Annotated in this window: 20 protein-coding genes; 10 read left to right on the forward strand and 10 right to left on the reverse strand. The window is 65.3% G+C overall.

What is annotated here, in order from left to right; translation table 11 throughout:
• Nucleotides 1-94: 94 nt before the first annotated feature.
• The 4 genes from ACTJKX_RS19450 to ACTJKX_RS19465 are packed head-to-tail and all read right to left on the reverse strand — an operon-like array spanning nt 95 to nt 3012.
• Nucleotides 95-457: a helix-turn-helix domain-containing protein gene (locus tag ACTJKX_RS19450; RefSeq protein WP_311940964.1), complete on the reverse strand. Its 363-nt coding sequence runs from the start codon at nt 455-457 to the stop codon at nt 95-97.
• The gene (locus ACTJKX_RS19455) at nt 454-1041 is read right to left on the reverse strand and encodes a Smr/MutS family protein (protein WP_440726198.1); all 588 of its coding nucleotides are present in this window, start codon (nt 1039-1041) and stop codon (nt 454-456) included. Before ACTJKX_RS19455 ends, ACTJKX_RS19450 begins: the two co-directional genes overlap by 4 nt.
• Nucleotides 1038-2273, reverse strand: coding sequence for a murein transglycosylase A (gene mltA, locus ACTJKX_RS19460; RefSeq protein ID WP_311940971.1), 1236 nt, complete (start codon nt 2271-2273; stop codon nt 1038-1040). The genes ACTJKX_RS19455 and mltA overlap by 4 nt, the downstream gene beginning before the upstream one ends.
• Nucleotides 2274-2313: 40 nt before the next feature.
• Nucleotides 2314-3012, reverse strand: a complete 699-nt coding sequence (locus ACTJKX_RS19465) for a Tim44/TimA family putative adaptor protein (RefSeq protein WP_311940974.1) — start codon at nt 3010-3012, stop codon at nt 2314-2316.
• Nucleotides 3013-3254: 242 nt separating this feature from the next.
• On the opposite strand from ACTJKX_RS19465, the gene ACTJKX_RS19470 reads away from it, so the two are divergent.
• On the forward strand, nt 3255-3716 hold the full coding sequence (locus ACTJKX_RS19470) for an FxsA family protein (protein WP_440726199.1): 462 nt from the start codon (nt 3255-3257) through the stop codon (nt 3714-3716).
• A 208-nt stretch (nt 3717-3924) separates the two neighbouring features.
• On the opposite strand, the gene ACTJKX_RS19475 is transcribed toward ACTJKX_RS19470, so the two are convergent.
• From ACTJKX_RS19475 to ACTJKX_RS19500, 6 genes are all read right to left on the reverse strand, one after another.
• Entirely contained in the window at nt 3925-5058 is a 1134-nt protein-coding gene (locus tag ACTJKX_RS19475; protein ID WP_311940979.1) for a Gfo/Idh/MocA family protein, read from the reverse strand.
• A gap of 120 nt (nt 5059-5178) precedes the next feature.
• Nucleotides 5179-5937 (reverse strand): sugar phosphate isomerase/epimerase family protein, encoded by a 759-nt coding sequence (locus tag ACTJKX_RS19480; RefSeq protein WP_440726200.1) that lies wholly within the window; start codon nt 5935-5937, stop codon nt 5179-5181.
• 193 nt (nt 5938-6130) lie between these two features.
• On the reverse strand, nt 6131-7225 hold the full coding sequence (locus tag ACTJKX_RS19485) for an ABC transporter ATP-binding protein (protein WP_440726201.1): 1095 nt from the start codon (nt 7223-7225) through the stop codon (nt 6131-6133).
• 5 nt (nt 7226-7230) lie between these two features.
• Nucleotides 7231-8118, reverse strand: coding sequence for a carbohydrate ABC transporter permease (locus tag ACTJKX_RS19490; RefSeq protein ID WP_440726202.1), 888 nt, complete (start codon nt 8116-8118; stop codon nt 7231-7233).
• Nucleotides 8115-9029 carry a carbohydrate ABC transporter permease gene (locus ACTJKX_RS19495; protein WP_440726203.1) on the reverse strand — a complete coding sequence of 305 codons (915 nt, stop codon included), beginning with the start codon at nt 9027-9029 and terminating at the stop codon, nt 8115-8117. The genes ACTJKX_RS19490 and ACTJKX_RS19495 overlap by 4 nt, the downstream gene beginning before the upstream one ends.
• Before the next feature lie 138 nt (nt 9030-9167).
• The gene (locus tag ACTJKX_RS19500; RefSeq protein ID WP_311940993.1) at nt 9168-10436 is read right to left on the reverse strand and encodes an ABC transporter substrate-binding protein; all 1269 of its coding nucleotides are present in this window, start codon (nt 10434-10436) and stop codon (nt 9168-9170) included.
• Nucleotides 10437-10615: 179 nt separating this feature from the next.
• Between ACTJKX_RS19500 and ACTJKX_RS19505 the strand changes: the two genes are divergently transcribed.
• The 9 genes from ACTJKX_RS19505 (at nt 10616) to truB (ending at nt 21779) form a co-directional block, all read left to right on the forward strand.
• Nucleotides 10616-11683 (forward strand): LacI family DNA-binding transcriptional regulator, encoded by a 1068-nt coding sequence (locus ACTJKX_RS19505; protein ID WP_311940996.1) that lies wholly within the window; start codon nt 10616-10618, stop codon nt 11681-11683.
• Nucleotides 11680-12642, forward strand: coding sequence for a hypothetical protein (locus ACTJKX_RS19510; RefSeq protein WP_440726204.1), 963 nt, complete (start codon nt 11680-11682; stop codon nt 12640-12642). The genes ACTJKX_RS19505 and ACTJKX_RS19510 overlap by 4 nt, the downstream gene beginning before the upstream one ends.
• Before the next feature lie 70 nt (nt 12643-12712).
• Nucleotides 12713-13657, forward strand: a complete 945-nt coding sequence (locus ACTJKX_RS19515) for a hypothetical protein (protein WP_440726205.1) — start codon at nt 12713-12715, stop codon at nt 13655-13657.
• A 173-nt stretch (nt 13658-13830) separates the two neighbouring features.
• Nucleotides 13831-14532 carry a ribosome maturation factor RimP gene (gene rimP / locus ACTJKX_RS19520; protein WP_440726206.1) on the forward strand — a complete coding sequence of 234 codons (702 nt, stop codon included), beginning with the start codon at nt 13831-13833 and terminating at the stop codon, nt 14530-14532.
• A gap of 12 nt (nt 14533-14544) precedes the next feature.
• Entirely contained in the window at nt 14545-16155 is a 1611-nt protein-coding gene (gene nusA / locus ACTJKX_RS19525) for a transcription termination factor NusA (protein WP_311941008.1), read from the forward strand.
• Nucleotides 16156-16161: 6 nt separating this feature from the next.
• Nucleotides 16162-16902, forward strand: a complete 741-nt coding sequence (locus ACTJKX_RS19530; RefSeq protein ID WP_367625298.1) for an RNA-binding protein — start codon at nt 16162-16164, stop codon at nt 16900-16902.
• Between the two features lie 42 nt (nt 16903-16944).
• On the forward strand, nt 16945-20292 hold the full coding sequence (infB, locus tag ACTJKX_RS19535; protein WP_440726207.1) for a translation initiation factor IF-2: 3348 nt from the start codon (nt 16945-16947) through the stop codon (nt 20290-20292).
• A gap of 144 nt (nt 20293-20436) precedes the next feature.
• Complete coding sequence (rbfA, locus tag ACTJKX_RS19540; RefSeq protein ID WP_440726208.1) at nt 20437-20862, forward strand: 30S ribosome-binding factor RbfA; 426 nt, start codon at nt 20437-20439, stop codon at nt 20860-20862.
• On the forward strand, nt 20859-21779 hold the full coding sequence (gene truB, locus ACTJKX_RS19545) for a tRNA pseudouridine(55) synthase TruB (RefSeq protein ID WP_440726209.1): 921 nt from the start codon (nt 20859-20861) through the stop codon (nt 21777-21779). Before rbfA ends, truB begins: the two co-directional genes overlap by 4 nt.
• Nucleotides 21780-21868 lie beyond the last annotated feature (89 nt).

Below are 21868 nucleotides of genomic sequence, written 5' to 3' on the forward strand. Positions count from 1 at the left end.
CCGGCTCTTGTCGAACGGCTTGCCTTATGCGCGCAGGAAGACCGAATTGTGAAGAGGGGCGTGGTGCGATTTGGTACGCCCGGAGTTCCAGCCTTCATGCGCCATCGATCGCCTTCAATCTTGCCAGCATCGCCTCGACCTCCGCCTCGGGCAGTTTCGCGATGTCCTGGGCAAGGCGGTTGGCAAGCTCGGTGGCCTGCGGCGTCAGGCCGGCGGTGTCGACCACGACGCGCGGATCGGACAGCGCAGCCAGGCGCTGCAGGTCCTCGGCCTCGTCCCAGATGATGTTGAAATGGGTGATGATCCGCTGCAGCAGGATCCAGGTCGGCTGCCCGCGCTTGCCATGCTCGAGGGCCGACAGATAGGCGGCCGAGACGCCGAGCGCCTCCGCCATCTCCTTGAGGCTCTGGCCACGGGCCGCCCGCAGGGCGCGCAATCTGGCACCGAAGGGGGTCATCGGTCGCCGAGCCTGCGGATGCGGCGCAGCCGGACATAGAGGGCGCCGCTGCCGCCATGCCCGTGATGTGCCTCCTCGAAGCCGAGGATCAGCGGCCTGAGATCGGGCATGCGCAGCCATTGCGGCACGACGCGGCGCAGCACCCCGCGCTCATCGCCCGAAAACGTCATATCGCCGCCGCCGCCCTTGCCGGTGATCACCAGCACCATGGAATAGCCGCGCATCTGGGCAATGGCGAGGAAGCCGCGCAAGGCGCCGTGGGCCTCGGCCTGGCGCATGCCGTGCAGATCGATCCGGGCGTCGATGGCGCGCGTGCCGCGCACAACCTGGCGCCGCTCGCGCTTGTCGATGGGTGCTATCGGCGGTATCGGCGGCGCGGCCGGAGGCTTGGCCGGACGGCTGGCCGCCGATTTCGGTTTCACCGCCGGTTTGACCGGTGGTGCGGCCGGTTCAGGCAGGGTGTCTGCCGCCGTCGTCGCCGCCTTGGCCAGCTTGCGGCGGCGGCGTTTCAGCGGGATGACTTCCCGGGTGACGAAGGCCCAGAGTTCGCTATCCTCGGCGGACAATCCCTTGCGGCGGCTCATGGTCGCCCCCCGGCGCCATCTTTGGCGTCAGGCTGCGATTTGGGCCATAGCGCGTAGAAGCCGCCGCCATGGCGGACAGCGCCGGCAACCGCTCCCGCCTTGGCGCCCGATCCGAAGAAGATGTCGGCGCGTGCCGGGCCGATGATGGCCGATCCCGTATCCTGGGCGATCATCAGCTTGCGGATGGGCTCGGGCTTCACCCCGCCACCGACATCGGGGATTGCCGTCTCGACGAAGACGGGCAAGCCATAGGGCCAGATCCTGCGGTCGATAGCGATGGAACGCAGCGGCGTGACCGGCAGGCCCTCGCCGCCGATCGGGCCGGCATCGGCGCCGAGGAAGGGAGCCACCTTGAAGAAGACGAAGGATTTGTTCACCCACATCACCTCGCGCGCCTGCTTGGGGTCGCGCGCCAGGAAATCCCGCAAACCCGCCATGGTGACGTCGCGGGGTGGGATGTTGAGCCTGTCGGCCACCGCCTTGCCGATGGCGGAATAGGGCTGGCCGTTCTTGCCGGCATAGGCAAAGCGCACAACGCTGCCGGTCGGCAGCCGCAGCCGCCCCGAGCCCTGCACCTGCATGAAGAAGCGGTCGACGGGATCGGCGACATAGGCGATCTCCAGGCCCTTCCCGTCGAGGGCTCCCTGCTCGATCGCCTTGCGATCCGGATAGACTTCCAGGCTGCCGTCGAGCTTGCGCCGGGCTGCGCTGTAGCCCTGGAAGCCTGGCGGTATGGCGTTGGGCTCGAAGCTGACCAGATCTGCCGGCCGGTCATAGAGCGGGGTCTGGAACTCGCCCTCGCGCACCAGCGAACCCCGGATCTCCGGCTCGTAATAACCGGTGTAGAAGGCCTTTCCGCCGGTGGGCCCGCTGCCCTTCTGCGTGGTGATGCGCCAGGCGTTGAAATGGGCCTGGAAGAAGGCGCGGGCGGCGGGCGCATCCAGCGCGCCGCGCTTCAAGGCCTCGCCGCAAAGGCGCGCGAGGTCCTCGGGAACCGGTACACCGGCATCGAGAGCGGGATTGTTCTCGGCCTGGGAGCGGCAGGAGGCGAGCCAGACCTGCCAGGCCTTGGCGTGATCGTCCCGTTTCCATCCGGCGAGCTTGCCGAAAGGCACCCGTGTAGCCGTCGCTCCCGCCGGCAGCGGCGGTGGCGACGGACGTTCGCCCGCCCAGGCTAGACTGGCCGCGACGAAGAAAGCGACGAAGGGCCCGACTCGGCGCAAGATCCCCATGACATCGATACCGTGGCCCGCCCGCCTCTTCCGACCGCGCTCAACCGCCGGTCGCCACGAGGCGCCAATTCGGATCCTTGGTGCTGGTATCGCGCGCGAATGTCCAGGTGTCGGTGACAACAGCCACCTGATCGACGCTGCCGTCGACGACCGCACCATTCCTGTCCTTGGTGGCACTGATCATCTGCGAGACGAAATTGACGGTCAGTTCGGCGACGCGGCCCTTGACGCCGGCGGCGACGATATCGGCCTTGTCGATCGAAACGAAATTGGCCTGCACGGTCTCGCCACGCGCCTCGCGCTCGGTGATGTCCTGGGAAAACGCGTCGAAATTCTCGCGTGACAGCAGGTTCTTCAGGGTCTTGCGGTCACCATTGTTGAAGGCGGTGACGATCATTTCATAGGCCGCCTTGGCGCCCGGGACGAAGCTCTGGGGCTGGAAACTCGGATCGACAGTCGCGATCGCATCGAACCCGGCTGCGAGGGGCGTGTCCTTCTCGGCAAAACCTTCCCAGCGGAAAGCTGACGTCGGCGCCTGCGTTTCGATCGGGGATTCGGCATCGCGCTGCGGCGGATTGGCGGCCCTGTCGTCGCGGGACGCAGGCTGGGCATCGCGCCGCAATCCCTCGAATGTCGGAGGCTCGGCGCCGGTGCGCTCCCCCAGCACGGAACGCAGCTTGAAGATCACGAACACCGCGAGCCCCAGAAACACCAGCGTGATGATATCAAAACTACCCATTTGTGCCTTCAGCATCCCCACCGACCGAGTGACGACTCGAAATAACGGCTCAAGCCCCCTGTGGCAATGCCACAATCCTCACCTATATGGTGTGCATCGAGCAGTTTGCCAGCTTCATGCTACCATGAAGGGCAAACATGGCCAGCATGCGGCGTATGCCGTTGCGCAAGGTCTTGCCCAGAGGGAACCGCAAAGACGCATTTTTGGCAAAACGCGTCCTTGCTCCAGGAGAAACGACACCGATGATCGCACGCAGCTTCAATGTTCCCGCTGGCTGGGCATGGCTCGGGCTGGCCGGACTTGTGATCCTGCCCTTCGCGGAAATCGCCGCTTTCGTCTGGGTCGCGAGCCGGATCGGCATCGCGCTTGCGCTGATCGCCCTGGTGGCGACCTCCTTCATCGGCGCATCGCTGCTGCGCCGGCAGGGCACGAGCGTGTTCTCCCGCGTGATGCGGGCAATGCAGGGCGGTGAGCCGAACAACGGCGCCGCCCGCGAGAGCCTGATGGTGGCGCTCGGCGGTGTCTTGATGATCATTCCCGGTTTCGTCACCGACGTCATCGGCTTCGCCCTCCTTCTGCCGAGCCTGTTGCGGCAGTGGCGCGAAGGGCCGGCTCCTGCCCCTCAGGGGCGCACCGGCACCGCGAGCAGCGATCCCAAGGTTATCGACCTCGGTCGCGACGAATGGAAACCGGTGGACGAGTAAGGCCAGCCCGCCGCATGCGACGAGTACGCATGCCGTTCGTCTCCCAGACAGGCTCGACCTTTGTCATTGCCGGGCTTCGACCCGGCAATCCAGCTTCAAGCGCCGGGCCGCTGGATGCCCGGGTCGAAGCTCGGGCATGACAAAGGTCAGTGTTTTTTCACGAAGAAGCCGTTGGTCGGAAGCTAGAGCCGCTGGTCGACGGCCAGCTTCAGGCCAGCAGTCCCCTCGCCTCCTCGTCGCCGAGCGGCGCGGGCCGCTCGCAGCCCTGCTCGATCAGCACCGGCCGCTTCTGCTCGGCGGCGGTGAGGATGCCTTCCATCACCGCAAGGACGTGCAAACCGATCTCGCCGCTGGCACGATGGGGACGGCCGTCGATGATGCCCCGTGCCATGTCGGCGAGGCCGAGGCCGCGATAATTGGCATTGACGGGATGGTCGGCCGGCCAGTTCGGCTGGCCGAACCGGTCGCCGGACGAAGCATGGCTTTCCCAGGCTTCGCGTGGGCGGGCCAGCGAAACCTCGCCGCCGAACCAGTTGGGATCGGGCACGCGCAGCGACGCGTCGGTGCCGTGCAGCTCGATCGGCTGCTGGCCATGGGCCCAGACATCCCAGCTTGCCAGGAAGGTGATCTGCGCACCGGACTTGAAGGCAAGCAGAGCCTGGATGCTGGTGGGCGTCTCCACCGCGATGCTCTGTCCCTTGAAGGGCGAGCCCTCCGTGGTCACCACCCGCTCCGCAAAACCGCTCTGGCTGAGGGCCATCACCGAAGCGACCGGCCCCAACAGGTTGACCAGGGTGGAGAGATAATAGGGCCCCATATCGAAGACGGGCCCGGCGCCGGGTTTGAAGAAGAACTCCGGATTGGGGTGCCAGTGCTCCATGCCATGGCCGAGCACGGCGGCCGTGCCGATCAGCGGCCGGCCGATCTCGCCCGCATCGATCCGCAGCCTCGACTGCTGGATGGCGGCACCCAGCACGGTATCGGGCGCGCAGCCGACCCTCAGCCCCTTCGATTTCGCCGCCTCCATCAGCGCAACGCCGTCGGTGAGGCGCGTGGCGAGCGGCTTTTCACCATAGACGTGCTTTCCGGCCGCAATCGCGGCGCGCGAGACCTCGGCATGCGCCTCGGGCACGGTAAGGTTGAGCACGATGTCGACATCGTCACTCGCCAGCAGCGCCTCGATGCTGCGCCGCTGCAGGTTGTATTTCTGGGCCTGTTTCTTAGCTGCTTCCTCCCTGAGGTCGGCGCAGGCGACGAAATCGAAATCGCGAAACAGGGCGGCGTTGAGAAGGTAGATGTCCGAAATATTGCCGCAGCCGATCAATCCGACGCGTAAGGGCATGGTGGTCTCCAGGAACTTTGGTGCGCCGGACTTCGGACCCGGCATAATTCTTCAAAATCAGGTGCCGGTCCCACGACATCGACAGTCAGTCGATGTCGCTGAGAGGGCCGGCACACTGCGTCACACGCCGGCCAGCTTGCGCATGGCCTCGCCGCTCACCGTGGCAAAACGCTTGAGGTCCGAGGGATTGTCGTGCTCGGCAACCATGATCTCCGCGCCCGCGGCCACGCAGAGCGGCCAGATCGTCGCCCAGTCGACCACGCCGGTGCCGACATCGGCCCAGCCATCCTCATTGACCTTCTCGCCGGCCGGCGCGATGTCCTTGACATGGACGAGCGGCATGATGGCGCCATAGCGCGCGATCCAGGGCTTGGGATCGGCATTGGCCCGTACGATCCAGGCGATGTCCGCTTCCCACTTCACGCCCTCGACCAGCAGGTGCTCGATCGGATAGGAGCCATCCGGCAGGGCGATGAACTCGAAGTCATGGTTGTGCCAGGCGAAGCCGTAGCCGGCCTGACCGGCCTTGCGAGCGACCGCCGCCAGCCGGGCACCGAACGCCTGCCAACCAGCAGTGTCGGTGGGGCGGGCGTCGGGCATCAGATAGGGCGCCACGATGGTTTCGATGCCCAGCGCCTCGGCAATGCGCAGATTGCCGTCGAGATCGGCCTCCAGGGCATCGATGCCGAAATGGCCGCTCTTGGCGGTCAGGCCGAACTGCTTGAACAGCCGGGCCGCGGCGGGCACGTCCTGGTAGAAGGCGCCATAGGGCTCGACATTGCTGAAGCCGGCCTCGGCGATCGTCCTGAGCTGCCCCTCGAGCGGTGGGAAGTTGCGGCCCGAATAGAGCTGGAACGACAGGGGATATTGCAAAGCCATGATAGATCCTTTCATGAAATGAGAAAAATCAACGGGTTGGGTGAAAAGAAGAGACTGTCATCCCGTGCGCGATGCAGCATGAAATGCTGCGTCGCAGACACGGGACCGCACGCAGAATGAATCTTGATCGGCGCGCGGTCCCGGATCTGCAACGCACCACTGCGTGCTGCGGCGCGTCCGGGATGACATCTCTTCACAGGCGTTCTCCGCTTTGTGCGTCGAACAGCGAGGCACGCCCGACGTCGAAGTGAAAACCGATCTCGTCCCCGGGCCCGCTTTCATTGTCTCCGTCGACGCGGATGGTAGCGGGCTTGCCGGCGAAGCTGGTCCACAACACCGTCTCGGCGCCCATCGGCTCGACGATGTCGATTTTTCCGCGAGCGCCATGCCGGCCCGACGGCGCGGAGCCGACATCGATATGCTCGGGCCGGATGCCCAGCACCGCCTTGCGTGCGCCGGGATCGGCAGAGAATGCGTAGGCGGCAAGGTCGATGCTCTCGCCGTCGGCTTCGAAACGCCAGCTGCCCGGCCCTCCCGAAAGCCGGCCTTCGATGAAGTTCATGCCGGGCGAGCCGATGAAGCCCGCCACGAACTGGTTGGCCGGCTTGTGGTAGATCTCGAGCGGACTGGCGAGCTGCTGGATGACGCCGCCCTTCATCACGGCGATGCGGTCGGCCAGGGTCAGGGCTTCGATCTGGTCATGCGTGACATAGATCATGGTGTTGCCGAGGCTCTGGTGGAGCTTCTTGATCTCGACCCTCAGCTCGTTGCGCAGCTTGGCATCGAGGTTGGACAGCGGTTCGTCGAACAGGAAGACGTCGACATTGCGCACCAGAGCGCGGCCGATGGCGACACGCTGGCGCTGGCCGCCCGACAATTCGGAGGGCTTGCGCTGCAGCAGCGGATCGAGATGCAGGAGCTTGGAGGCCTTGGCGACACGCGCGGCGATCTCCGCCTTGGGCACGCGGGCCATTTTCAGGCCGAAGGACATGTTGCCCTCCACGCTCATGCGCGGATAGAGCGCGTAGGATTGAAACACCATGCCGATGCCGCGGTCGGCCGGCTCGGCCCAGGTGACGTTCTTGCCGGAGATCCAGATCTCGCCGTCGCTGATCTCCAGCAGGCCGGCGATGGCGTTCAGCAAGGTGGACTTGCCGCAGCCCGAGGGTCCGAGCAGCACGATGAACTCGCCCTGGCGGATGTCGAGCTGGAGATTGTCGATGACGGAAACGGCACCATAGCGGATCGACAGGTCCTTGACGGTGACGGAGGAAGGCGTGGTGTGCATGCGCTTTATCCCTTCACCGCGCCGGCGGCGATGCCGCGCACGAACCAGCGTCCGGAGACGAAATAGACGATGAGCGGCACGGAGGCCGTCAGCAGGGTCGCCGCCATGTTGACGTTGTAGGCCCGCTCGCCCGTGGTGGAATTGACGATGTTGTTGAGCTGCACCGTCATCGGCGAATTGGCGCCGCCGGCGAAGGTGAGGCCGAGGATGAAGTCGTTCCAGATGCCGGTGACCTGCAGGATGGCGGCCACGATCAGCATCGGCGTCGACATCGGCAGGATGACGTGGAAGAAGATCTGCCAGAAGCCGCCGCCGTCAACGCGCGCCGCCTTGAACAATTCGGCCGGCAGGCTCGCATAGTAGTTGCGGAAGATCAGCGTCATCAGCGGCATGCCGAAGATGGTGTGCACGATCACGATGCAGGGCAGGGTCTGGAAGATGTTGGCGAGCGAGGAGATGCGCACCAGCGGATAGATGAAGACCTGATAGGGAATGAACGCGCCGACCAGAAGAATGCCGAACAGGAGGTTAGCGTAACGCACGTTCCACAGCGACAGCGCGTAGCCGTTGATCGCGCCGGCGGCGATGGAGATCACCACGCTCGGGATCAGGATCTTCACCGAATTGAGGAAGCCGACGCTGATGCCGTTGCAGGCCAGGCCCGTGCAGGCGGAGGACCAGGCCGTGCTCCAGGCTGTGAGGTCAAAGGCCTGCGGCAAAGCGAAGATCTGGCCCAGGCGGATCTCGTCCATGGTCTTGAGCGAGGTCAGCACCATCACCACGGCGGGCAGCAGGAAGAAGGCTGCGGCGACGACGAGGAAGACATAGAGGCCGATGCGGCCGGGGGTGAGGCGCGAGGGCTTGCGCCCGCGCGGTGTCTCAAGGGCGCTCATGCCGGCCTCCTCGACTGCCGGTGGAAATAGGTATGGTAGAGCCAGGGCGAGATCACGCAGATCACCGTGATCAGCATCACCGTCGAGGCTGCCGTGGCGAGGCCGATGTTCTGGCGCGCCCCGAGATTGTCCATCACGAACTTGGCCGGCATTTCCGAGGCCGTGCCCGGCCCGCCATTGGTGAGGGCGACCACGAGGTCATAGACCTTGATCACCGCGATCGAGAGCAGCACGGTGGCCGTGGTGATGGTGGGGGTCAGGATCGGCAGGATGATGGAGACATAGACCCGCCAGGTCGGGATGCGATCGATCTTGGCCGCCTTCCACAATTCGCTGTCGACGCCGCGCAGCCCCGCCAGCATCAGTGCCATCACCAGGCCGGAAGCCTGCCAGATTGCGGCAATCACCAGCGCGAACACGGCAAGGTGCGAATTCACCGCCCAGTCGAAGGTAAAGCTCGTCCAACCCCAGTTGCGCACCGTGTTCTGGATGCCGAGATTGGGGTTCATCAGCCACTGCCAGACCAGGCCCGTGACGATGAAGGACATCGCATAGGGATAGAGGAAGATGGTGCGGAACGTGTTCTCGAAGCGGATCTTCTGGTCGAGCGCCACCGCCAGCAGGAAGCCGACGATCAGGCAGCAGACAATGAAAAGCACGCCAAAGACGGCCAGATGCCACACCGAAACCTGCCAGCGATCCGAAGCAAACAACCGGACATACTGGTCCAAACCGACAAAATTGTAGACCGGCAGCAGCTTGGAACCGGTGAAGGAGATGACGATCGTCCAGATCACCGTGCCGATATAGGCGGCTACGACGATGATCCAGGCCGGTATCAAGGCCAGCGCCGCCATGCTCAGACGGTGAGGCCGACGATTTGGACGCGACAATCTTGCAGGCTCGGCCATTGCGACCTCCTTCAGGATCCGTCTTGCGGTGGGAATTGGGGCCCGGTCTTCTCGGCGATTTGACGGAAAAGTCGCAATCGCGAGACCGGCTTGCCGGTGCGCAGGCCGGGCGGGCCCGAAGACCCGCCCCTGAGTAGCTTACTGCGCCGACTTCAGCGCATCCGCGAACTTGGCGGTGAACTCGTCCGGCGTCTGGCTCTTGTTGTTCCAGAAATTGGTAATGACATCCTCGAGCGCACCAACCAGATCGGCACTGGCCAGCATGTCGATCACCGGCGTCTGATGCGCGGGATCGGCGAGCAGCTTCATGCCCTTCTGCGCGCATAGATCGAACTTGCTGGCGTCGACGTCGGTGCGCACCGGCATCGAGCCTTTCTGGATGTTGAACAGCACCTGGGTCTCAGGCGACAGCATGGTCGAAGCGAGGAGGTTCTGCGCCTTGACCTGGGCTGCATCGGTCGTCTTGGGGAAAACGAAGACGTCGCCGCCGATCACCAGTTCCTTGTCGTCGATGCCGATCTGGCAGTAGAAATCCTTGCCGGCCTCCTTGTTGGCCGCCTTGAATTCACCCTTGGCCCAATCACCCATGAACTGCACGCCGGCCTTGTTGGTGATCAGGAGAGCCGTGGTATCGTTCCAGTTGCGTCCTGGCGACCCGGCATCGGTGTAGGCACGCAACTTACCGAAAATCTCGACCGATTTCTTGAACTCGGGCGTATCGATAGCAGTGGCGTCGTTCTTGGCATAGAGCCGCATGAACGTATCCTTGCTGACCGATTGCAGCACGACATTGAACAGCAGGCGCTCCTGCCAGGGCTCGCCGCCTTGTGCCAGTGGGGTAAAGCCGGCCGCCTTGATCTTGTCGAGAGCAACGAAGAAATCGTCCCAGTTGGTGGGCACTGCGGTGACACCGGACTTATCGAGCACTTCCTTGGAATAGAAAGCCCAGTTCTGGCCATGCACGTTCACCGGAACGGCATACATATGCCCCTCCCGGCTCGCGGCTTCGATGAAGGAAGGCGGCAGGAAGCTCTTCCACTTGCCTTCCTCGGCAACCTGGTCGACGGTGTTGAGCAGGCCCTGGCTGACCAGATCGTCGAACTGCTTGCCGGTGTTGAACTGCGAGGCCGTGGGCGGATTGCCGCCGACGATGCGATTGATTGCAGCGGAGCGCGCGGCCTGGCCGCCGGCAACCGCCGAGTCGACCCAAATACCGCCGGCCTTGGTGTACTGGTCGGCGAAGACCTTGACGGCGGCGGCCTCGCCGCCCGATGTCCACCAATGCATCACTTCGGCCTTGGGCTTGTCCTGCGCCACGGCCGGCCCAGCGAGCGCCAGCGCAGCAAGTGCACCGACAAGCATGGAACGCACCGGAGCCCGTTGCGGAATCGCCCTCAATTTTTCCATGGACATCCTCCCTAAAGGATCGCATGCTGTGTTTATGTAATCGATTGCACGCGTCGGGATATTGATTGCGATCGGGGTTCGTGTCAAGGGGATTGACTCAGGGCTCCGGTCGCACCCGCAACAGGCAGATGGCAGAGCTTTTTCGAAGTTTTGCCAGCAGGTTGGAGAACGGTGGTCCCATGCCGCCCGCCAAGGAACGCACCAGACGCATCCAGAGACGCGCACCGCGCGATGTCTCTAAGACCCGCATCGGCGACGTCGCCCGCGCCGCAGGCGTCTCGACTGCCACCGTCAGCCGCGCCCTCACCTTTCCTGATCGTGTCCAGGCCGAGACGCGTGAGCGCGTGCTCGCTGCCGTGCGCGAACTCGGCTACATCCCCAACAGCGCTGCGCGGCAGTTGCGCGCCGGTTCTTCCCGCACTGTGCTGGTGGTCGTCGGCCCCCGCCGCAATCCGCCTTTTTTCAGCGAAGTTCTCCGGGGCATCGACGTCGCCCTCTCCCAAGCCGGCTATGCCGTGCTGATGGGCAATCTCGACAGCATCGATGGCAAGGAGAAATATCTGGTCGACCTCGTCTTCGGCGGCCATATCGACGGTGCCCTGGTGCTTGCCTCGACGGTGCCCTCGCATGCCGGCCGCACCATTGCCGATTCCGGCCTTCCTATCGTCGGCATCTGCGCCGAGACGGACGTTCCCGGCATACCGGCGGTGGTGGTCGACGACGAGGTCTGCTGCCGGGCCCAAACCCGCTATCTTCTCGACAGGGGCCATCGGCATCTGGCCTATCTCGCAGGCCCCAGGGGCAACTACAACGAACGCCATCGTTATGCCGGCTTCCAGGCCGAGATCGCCGCCGCCGGCCTTGGAGCCGACGATTTCGTGCGCTTCGAGGGCAATTACGACTTCGCCTCCGGCGTCGCCTCGGGCAGGGCCTTCCTGGCCCTCGACCGCCGGCCGACCGGCGTGGTCGCCACCAGCGACGAAATGGCGATCGCCTTCATGACGACCATCCGCCGCGGCGGCCTCAAGGTGCCGCAGGATGTGTCCATCGTCGGCTTCGACGGCATCGAGTTCGGCGATTTCGTCGAGCCCACCCTGACCACCATTCGCCAGCCGCGCTTCGAACTCGGTTCCACCGGCGCAGCTCTGCTTCTGGCGATGATGCGGGGCGAAACCGTCCCCGACCGCCTGACCATGCTGAAGGGTGCGCTCGACGAGCGGGAGAGCGCAGGATCGGTGATCGAGTGAGTGGCAGCGAGGGCAATAGAACGGCAAGATCGAAGATCGCCCCCTCCAGCACTATTCCTCTGCCGGGGCGCGGGCCCGGTTGGTTCGAACTTGCCTACGCAGTCACCCTGGATGGCCGGCTGGCCTGCCTCGATACGAATCGTGACATGCTGGCCCTGGGGGACGAGCCATCCTCCAAACCCATGTCGACGACAGGAAGGCTCACGAGCTTCGACGGCGAGTGGCAGGGAAATCAAACGCATTTTCCCTTGGAATTCGACTATCCGGCTTTCGACGAATTGCCGGGCGGTGGCTGGATCGTCGCCGATGCGCGCTGTCGCCAGGGGCAGGACAATGCCCGCCATCTGGCCGAGGACGGCACCGTGCTGCGGCATTTGTGCCTGGGCGATGCCATCGAACATCTGCAATGCGACGACGAGGGTAGGATCTGGTGCGGCTATTGGGACGAAGGCGCCTTGATCAATCGCGCCTGGGGCCGAGGAGGGCCGGGCATGCCGGCTAGCGGCCTGATGCGCTTCGACACCGACGGAACTGCGTTGTGGTCGCAGGGCATGGCCCGGGCTGGTTTGCCGATGGTGGACTGTTATGCGCTCAATGTCGGGCGCAGGGAGATCTGGAGCTGCTACTATACCGATTTTCCCCTCCTGCGCGTCGACGGGTCCGGCCATTGCCAGCTCTGGTCGAATGAGATCAGCGGTGTCAAAGCCGTCGCCATCGATCGCCACCTCGGCCTGCTGATCGGCGGCTATGGAGAAGACAGCCACCGCATCGCGCTGTTCCGGCGTGGCGGCCATGAGATCACGATTCTCGCCACCTTCGATCTCGACCTCGGCTATAGCCGCGAAAAGCCGGCGCGGCTGTTTGCGGCCCGCCACGACATGTTGCATGTCGTGTGGAACGAGCAATGGCACCGCCTGAGCGTGATGGATGTGGCTCTGGCCGCCGGGGTCTATTACTGAAACAGGCACAGGCCTCTCGCCGCTCCGTCAAATATGCGGATCCCCTTCCCCAATTCCTGCGTTCGGTGCCATGGCAGTCCAATCCAGAACAATGCAGGGCCTGTCGATTCCCCTGCCTTCCCCGGAAAACGGCTGGTTCGACATCAGCCAGGCCGTAACGCAGGCGGGGGCGCTCGCCATGCTGCAGGCCGATTGCGATGTCGCGGCGCTGTTTCGAGCCCGCAAGCCCTTGCCGGCCGGGGTGCGGGCACGCTTGTTCAGCTTCGACGGCAAGGCACGGGGCAAAACGGCGGAATTTGCCCTGGAGGACTGGTTTCTCCTTGTCGACCAGTTTCCCGATGACAGCTGGATCGTTGCTGGTGCGCGATGCCCGGTCGGACATGACAATGCCCGCCACCTTGCGGCCGATGGCACGCTCGTCAGCCGCTTCTGCCTCGGCGACGGCATTCAGCATCTGCAATGCGACACGGATGGCGGCATCTGGTGCGGCTATTTCGATGAGGGCGTCTACGGCAATCTGGGATGGGGCAATGCCGGCGGGCCCGAGCCGATCGGCGCCCCCGGCTTGCGGCGTTTCGATTGCCAGGGCCGTCCGTCCTGGTCCTATTCCTGGGAGGGTACGGGCTCCGTCATCGACGACTGCTACGCCCTCAATGTCAGCGGCAACCAGGTTTGGGCTTACTACTACTCCGACTTTCCAATCATGCGGATCGACGAAACCAGGCAATGCCGCCAATGGCCGACACCGATCCATGGCGCCGGCGCGGTTGCGGTGGATGGCTCCCTGGCCATGCTCGTGGGTGGATATGGCAAGGCCACCGACCTCGTCCTGCTGCGCTTGGGAACCGATGGCGCGGAAGTGCTGACGGAAGAAATCGCCGGCATCGCCTTCGACCGGGAGAACGCTCCTTCGCTCTTCCAGGCTCGGCACGACACCATGCATGTCGTCCAGGCCGGGCAATGGCGCAGGTTCAGCGTCGCTCAAGCGGCCGAGGCGGCTGGAATTGTCCCCTGAAATGGGCTTTGCGCGTCGCTCATCAACAAGGTGAACAAATCCTTCCTTGCATGACGGCAAAAAATCCCTATATTGCGCCTGTCTCGATGAGACATCTCATAGATGGTCCTCTGGATCATTGGTTTTGAGAGTGGGCCCCACCCGGGACCCGCTCTTTTTGTTTCGAGGGTTGCGTGACCGAACCCGAAGCCATTGTCAGCCAGGCCGATTCGTCGGCCGACGCGTTGAACGAACCGCGCCGTCTCACCGAGACGGGCGTTGCCGCGCGCGTGGCAGAAATCACCGAGCGCACCATCCTGCCGCTCGGCTTCCGTCTCGTGCGGGTGCGCCTCAACGGTAATAACGGCGGCACCGTGCAGATCATGGCCGAACGCCCCGACGGCACCATGACGGTGGAGGATTGCGAGCTGATCTCCAAGACGCTCTCGCCCGTCCTCGACGTCGACGATCCGATCGGCAAGGCCTATCACCTGGAGGTCTCCTCGCCGGGGATCGACCGCCCGCTGGTGCGCGTCAGCGACTTCCAGCGCTGGGCCGGGCACGAGGCCAAGATCGAGATGACCCTGATCGTGGCCGGCCGCCGCCGGTTCCGGGGCATCCTGCTGGGCGCCGAAGGCAACAAGGCCAGGATCCGCCGTATCGATGCCGGCCCCGGTGAGGCCACCGACGTGGAATTGAAGGTCGATGAGATGAGCGAAGCCCATCTCATTCTGACCGACGCGCTGGTGACGGAATCGCTGCGCCGGGCCAAGGCTGCTTCCAAGGCGCTGGCCGCACAACTCGAGGCTCAGGAAGCCGCCGAGCTGGAATCGGACGACAGCTCCGATACGGAATCGCCGTCCAAGCAGCCGCATAGACAACCAAAAACCCGCTGAGAGGAAAGAATCATGGCCGTCAGCGCGAACCGCCTGGAACTGTTGCAGATTGCCGACGCCGTCGCCCGCGAGAAGGTGATCGATCGTCAGATCGTGCTCGCCGCGATGGAAGACGCGATTCAGAAGGCCGCCCGCTCGCGCTACGGCCAGGAGACGGAAGTCCGGGCCGAGATCAATCCCAAGACCGGCGAGATCCGCCTGTCGCGGCTGCTGCAGGTGGTCGACCAGATCGAGAACGACGCCGTCCAGATCCTGCTCGAAGACGCCCGCCGGAAGAACCCGGCCGCGCAGGTCGACGACTGGATCGCCGAAACCCTGCCGCCCTTCGATTTTGGCCGCATCGCCGCCCAGTCGGCCAAGCAGGTCATCGTGCAGAAGGTGCGCGAGGCCGAGCGTGACCGCCAGTTCGACGAATTCAAGGATCGCGTCGGCACCGTGGTGAACGGCCTGGTCAAGCGCGTGGAATATGGCAATGTCGTCGTCGATCTCGGCCGCGGCGAAGCCGTGGTGCGCCGCGATGAGTTGCTGCCGCGCGAAGTCTTCCGCCCCGGCGACCGTATCCGCGCCTATCTCTTCGACGTGCGCCGCGAGCAGCGCGGTCCGCAGGTCTTCCTGTCGCGCACCCATCCCCAGTTCATGTCCAAGCTCTTCGAGCAGGAAGTGCCGGAGATCTATGACGGCGTGATCGAGGTGAAGGCCGTCGCCCGTGATCCCGGTTCGCGCGCCAAGATCGCCGTGATCTCGCGCGATTCCTCCATCGATCCGGTCGGCGCCTGCGTCGGCATGCGCGGCTCGCGTGTGCAGGCGGTGGTCGGCGAACTGCAGGGCGAGAAGATCGACATCATCCCCTGGTCGCCTGATGTGGCCACCTTCATCGTCAACGCGCTGCAGCCGGCCGAAGTGTCGAAGGTGGTGCTGGACGAGGATTCCGAGAAGATCGAAGTCGTCGTGCCCGAGGCCCAGCTGTCGCTGGCCATCGGCCGCCGCGGCCAGAACGTGCGCCTCGCCTCCCAGCTCACCGGCTGGGACATCGACATCCTCACCGAGGCCGAGGAAAGCGAGCGCCGCCAGAAGGAATTCGTGCAGCGCACCCAGACCTTCATGACCGCCCTGAACGTCGACGAGGTCGTCGGCCAGCTGCTTGCCTCCGAAGGTTTCCGCACCGTCGAGGAAGTCGCCTATGTCGACCCCTCCGACGTATCGTCGATCGAAGGCTTCGACGAGGAGACGGCCGAGGAGATCCAGACCCGCGCCCGCGATTACCTCACCGCCGTCGAGGAAGAATTCGATGCCAAGCGCAAGGCGCTCGGCGTGGAAGACGAACTGAAGACGGTCGAGGGCGTCTCCACCGCCATGCTGGTGGCGCTAGGCGAGAACGACGTGAAGTCGGTCGAGGACCTTGCCGGTTGCGCCACCGACGATCTCGTCGGCTGGACCGAGCGCAAGGATGGCGAGACCACCAAGCATGCCGGCTATCTCGATGCCTTCGAACTCAGCCGCGACGAGGCCGAGGCGATCATTATGGCCGCCCGCATCAAGGCAGGTTGGGTCGAGGCTCCTGCCCCGGCCGAAGAAGAGCCCGCCGAGGAAGAAGCCTCCACACTCTCCGAGCATGGAGCATGACCCATAGTGCTGACAGAACGCATCGAGGATGACGATGACCGCCGGGCGCGCGAGCGCCTGTGTGCGGCCACGCGCCTCGTGCGTCCTGTCGATACGCTGATACGCCTCGTCGCAGCGCCCGACGGCACCCTGACCCCGGATCTCAAGCGCGTCCTGCCCGGACGCGGCGTCTGGGTCACCGCCAACCGTGCCAGCGTCGAGGAAGCCATGCGCAAGCGGGCCTTCGCCCGCCTGCTCAAACGCCCGGTCGAGGTGCCGACCGATCTACCCGATGTCATCGAGCGGCTCCTGCGCAAGGCGGCCCTCGACATGCTCAGCTTTGCCAACAAGGCCGGACTCGTACTCTCCGGCTTCGCCAAAGTGATGGATGCCATCGACTCCGAACGTGTTTCACGCCGCCTCGTGGCCGTGATTCAAGCGCGTGACGGTGCCGAAGACGGTGGCCGCAAGCTTGCACAAGCCGTCAAACGGGCCTATTGGGATAAAAATGCACCAAACTTCATTACGATTTTCGATTCTGCCCATTTGGATTTGGCATTAGGGCGGACAAATGTGATACATGCTGCGCTCTGCGCGGGCCCGGCGGTTACCGGATTCCTGGATCGCGTTGCAGCGCTTGCTTTCTGGCAGGATGGCGGACTGGCTTCGGCTGAACCACATCCATCCTCCGAAGCCCCGCTGCAGGCGGACGACGAACCCTCAACGCAAGATGCCGCCCCGTCGCAAGACGGCGACGACGTCAGCTGAACTTTCGAATGAAACGGGGCGACCCGCAGGATTTGGCACGGAATGACTGATACGAAAAACCCGGGCGATACGCTGACTGTTCCGCCCACCAAGACGCTGACACTGAAGCGGCCCTCGAGCGCGCCGGATACGGTTCGCCAGAGCTTTTCGCATGGCCGCTCGAAGACTGTCGTCGTCGAGACGGTGAAGCGCCGTCCGTCAGGCCCCGTTACACCGCCTGCCGCACCGCCGCCTGCCGCGCCGCCCCCGCGCCAGGCCGCCCCCGTCGCGCAACCTCCGCGGCCGGCCGCACCTCCGGCGGCGGCAGTGCCCCAGCCGGCTCCGCCTCCGCGCGCTGCCGAGCCGGCGCCCGCACCGCCGCCCGTGGAAGCGCCCAAGGCCCCGACGCCCGCGCCGGTTCAGCCCGCGCCGGCCGCTGTCGAGAAGCCTGCCGCTCCGGTGGCTGCCGCTCCGGCTCCGACCCCGGAGGCAGAAGCACCGGCCCCGCGTCCCGCGGCTCAAGCTCCGGCTGCAGCGCCCCCGGCGGCTCCTCGCCCCGCGGCTCCCGCCGCTGCCGCTCCCCCGGCACCGCGTCCGGCCGCTCCCGCCCCGGGACGTTCCGGTGGGCCCCAGCAGGGTGGACGGCCCGGACAGCCGATGGGAGGCCGCCCCCAGGGGCAGCGTCCGAACCGTCCGGGTGCCGGCATGGTTCTGCGCACGCTCTCCAGCGAGGAAATGGATGCCCGCACCCGCGTGCTGGCAGAAGCCCGTGTCCGCGAAGCCGAGGAGCGCAAGCGCGCGGCCGAGGAAGCGGTGCGCCGCGCGGCCGAGGAAGCTCGCCGTGAGGAAGAGCGCAAGGCCGCCGAAATCCGCAAGCGCGAAGAAGAAGAGCGTCATCGCCGCGAGGAAGAAACCCGCCGTCATGGCGAGGCCGAGGCACGACGCCATCTTGGCGAAGCCACACCTGCGCCCCGCGAAGGGGCCGCACCGGCCCGGCCGAGCGGCTATGGCGACCGGCGCGAAGGCTCCGGCGATCGTTTCGGTGACCGGCGCCCGCCGCGCGAAGGCGGTTCCGGCTTCGGTGACAGGCGTCCCCGTGAAGGCGGCGCAGGGCCGGCCGGTGAACGCCGCGGTCCGCCGCGTGAAGGCGGTTCGGGCTTTGGCGAGCGCCGTGGTCCCCCGCGTGAGGGTGGAGGCTTCGGCGAACGCCGTGGTCCGCCGCGCGAGGGCGGCACCGGTTTCGGTGAACGTCGTGGTCCGCCGCGCGAAGGCGGTGGCGGCTTCGGTGACCGCCGTCCCGGCGGCTTCGGTGCCAATCGCGGCGCCACGGCCTTCACCCCTTCGGAGCCGGCCATCACGCCGCCCGCCGGCCGCAATGTCGGTGGACCGGTTCGTGCTCGCGCCGTTGCGGATGACGATGACGGCAACCGTGGCGTTCGTCGCGGCCCCGGCAGCGCCGGGCGTGGCAATGCCGCCGCGCCGCGTCGCGAGGCAACCCCGCGCACGACCGAACAGAAGGGCCGCGGCCGCCTGACCGTCACCAGTGCGACCGGGGACGAGGACGAGCGTACGCGCTCCGTCGCCTCCTTCCGCCGCCGCACCCAGCGCATGACCGGCCATCGCCATGTCGAGGCCAAGGAAAAGATCATGCGCGAGGTGGTGATTCCGGAAGCGATCACCATTCAGGAACTCGCCAACCGCATGTCGGAACGCGCGGTCGACGTCATTCGCCTGCTGATGAAGCAGGGCGAAATGAAGAAGATCAACGACGTCATCGACGGCGATACCGCACAGCTGATCGTGGAAGAGCTCGGCCATACCGCCAAGCGCGTCTCGGAAGCCGACGTCGAGGAAGGCCTGTTCGCCGAAGCCGACATCGACGATCATCTGGAGCCGCGCCCACCGGTGGTGACCATCATGGGCCATGTCGACCACGGCAAGACCTCGTTGCTCGACGCCATCCGTTCGGCCAATGTCGTCTCCGGCGAAGCCGGCGGCATCACCCAGCATATCGGCGCCTATCAGGTGACCTCGCCGCTCGGCGGCAAGATCACCTTCATCGACACGCCCGGCCACGCCGCCTTCACCGCCATGCGCGCCCGCGGCGCCAAGGTGACGGATATCGTAGTGCTGGTGGTGGCGGCCGATGACGGCGTCATGCCGCAGACGGTGGAAGCCATCAATCACGCGACCGCCGCCAAGGTGCCGCTGATCGTGGCGATCAACAAGATCGACAAGCCCGATGCCAAGCCGGAACGCGTGCGCACCGAACTGTTGCAGCACAACATCCAGGTGGAATCGATGGGCGGCGAAACCATCGAGGTCGACGTTTCGGCCAAGCAGCGTACCAATCTCGACAAGCTGCTGGAAATGATCCAGCTGCAGGCCGAAATTCTCAACCTGCAGGCCAATCCCGATCGTCCGGCCGAAGGCTCGGTGATCGAAGCCAAGCTCGATCGCGGCCGGGGTCCGGTTGCTACCGTGCTTGTGCAGCGCGGTACGCTCAAGGTCGGTGACATCGTCGTCGCCGGTGCCGAGTGGGGCCGCGTGCGCGCTCTGGTCAACGATCTGGGCGCCACGCTTCCGCAAGCCGGCCCGTCCCTGCCGGTCGAGGTGCTCGGCTTCAACGGCACACCGGAAGCGGGTGACCGCGTTGCGGTGGTCGAGAGCGAAGCGCGAGCCCGAGAGATCACCGAGTATCGCACGCGTCAGAAGCGCGAGAATACCGCGGCACGCCTTGGCGCCGGTCGTGGCACGCTCGCCGACATGATGGCGGCGGTGAAGGCCGGGTCGGGTGCCCGTGAACTGCCGCTGGTCGTCAAGGCCGACGTGCAGGGTTCGCTGGAAGCCATCATCGGTGCCCTCGACAAGGTGGGCAATGACGAGGTGAAGGCTCGCGTCATCCATTCGGGTGTCGGCGGCATCACCGAGTCGGACATCACTTTGGCCGAGGCCTCGGGCGCTGCCGTGATCGGCTTCAATGTGCGTGCGCACAAGGAAGCCCGCGAGGCGGCCGAGCGTACCGGCACCGAGATCCGCTACTACAACATCATCTACAACCTCGTGGATGACGTGAAGGGCGTGCTCTCCGGTCTGCTGGCGCCGACCCTGCGCGAAGAGTTCCTCGGCAATGCCCAGATCCTCGAGGTGTTCAACATCACGAAGGTCGGCAAGGTCGCGGGTTGCCGCGTCACCGACGGCCATGTCGAGCGTGGCGCCAATGTCCGCCTCATCCGCGACAATGTCGTCATCCACGAAGGCAAGCTCTCCACGCTCAAGCGCTTCAAGGACGAGGTCAAGGAAGTCCAGGTCGGCCAGGAATGCGGCATGGCCTTCGAGAACTACCAGGACATGCGCTCGGGCGATGTCATCGAGTGCTACCGCGTCGAGGAAATCAAGCGTACGCTCTGATCGATCTCGGCAGAAAGTCGCGCAATGGCCGGGTGCAAGCCCGGCCATTGCTGTTTTATGGAGCGCGGACATCCTGTCCGCTCTTGTTTCGGACAGCGCTCCAGCCCATGAAAAGAAAAGANTCCGCGCTCCCAGAAGAACACCATGCCCCGTCTTACCCCCTCCTCTTCCAAAGCCCCGTCGCAGCGGCAATTGCGTGTCGCGGAACTGATCCGCCACGCCATCGCCGATATCCTGCAGCGCGGCGAGATCATGGATCCCGTGCTCGAAGGCAAGGTCATCACCGTGCCCGAGGTCAGGATGTCGCCCGATCTCAAGGTCGCCACCGTCTATGTGATGCCGCTGGGCGGCGGGGACGGCGAGGCCGTGATCAAGGCGCTGGCCTCCCATGCCAAATATCTGCGCGGCCTGATCGCCCGGCGGGTGACCATGAAATACGCCCCCAATTTCCGCTTCCTCATCGATACGACCTTCGACTACGCCTCCAAGGTCGACACGCTCCTGCGCCAGCCGGACGTCAGCCGCGATCTCGAGCAAAAGCTGCCGGGCCGGGAGGAGGACGAGGAATGAGCGCTCCCCGTTCTACCCGTGTCGAGGTCAATGGCTGGATCATCCTCGACAAGCCCGTCGGCATGACCTCGACCCAGGGCGTCTCGGTGGTCAAGCGCGTGTTCAACGCCAAGAAGGCGGGCCATGCCGGCACGCTGGATCCCCTGGCCTCCGGCATCCTGCCCATCGCGCTGGGCGAAGCGACCAAGACGGTCCCCTATGTCATGGACGGCCGCAAGGTCTATCGCTTCACTGTGGCCTGGGGCGTGGAGACCAATACCGACGACACCGAGGGCGGCCCGGTGGCAACCTCCGACGCCAGGCCTGAAAGGGCCGAGGTCGAGGCTCTGCTGCCGCGCTATACCGGCGTGATCAGCCAGGTCCCTCCGCGTTTTTCCGCCATCAAGATCGATGGCGAGCGCGCCTATGACCTGGCGCGTGACGGCGAGGAGGTCGAGCTCGAGGCCCGCAACATCGAGGTGCACGCCCTGCGCATCGTGGAATATTCCCGCGAGGCCACCACCTTCGAGGCGGAGTGCGGCAAGGGCACCTATGTCCGGGCGCTTGCCCGCGACATGGGCCGGGATCTCGGCTGCTACGGCCATGTCACCGCCCTGCGCCGGGCAGTGGTCGGCACCTTCGACGAGCAGGATGCGGTGACGCCGGACGAACTGCGCGCCATGAAGGAAGGTGCCACCGATCTGCCGCCACTGACGGAAGCCTTGCTGCCGGTCGAAACCGCCCTCGAGGCCTTGCCGACCCTGGTGGTTTCCCAGCACGACGCCGGCCGCCTCGCCCGCGGCCAGGGCGTGATCCTGCGCGGACGCGACGCGCCGGTCTTCGAAGGCGTGGCGGCGGTGATGTCCGGCGGCACGCTGGTCGCCCTCGCCGAACTCGATAGCGGCGAATTGCTGCCCAAGCGCATCTTCAGACTATAGGGCGTCGTGCCAAAAGGCGGACACCGGTTTTTGGCAAAGACGACGATGCGACAGTCCCCACGGCATCGGACCTGGTCCCTGAACCGAGT

It is taken from the genome of Labrys sp. 22185 (genome assembly GCF_052045555.1).
Classification (GTDB): Bacteria; Pseudomonadota; Alphaproteobacteria; order Rhizobiales; family Labraceae; genus Labrys; species Labrys neptuniae.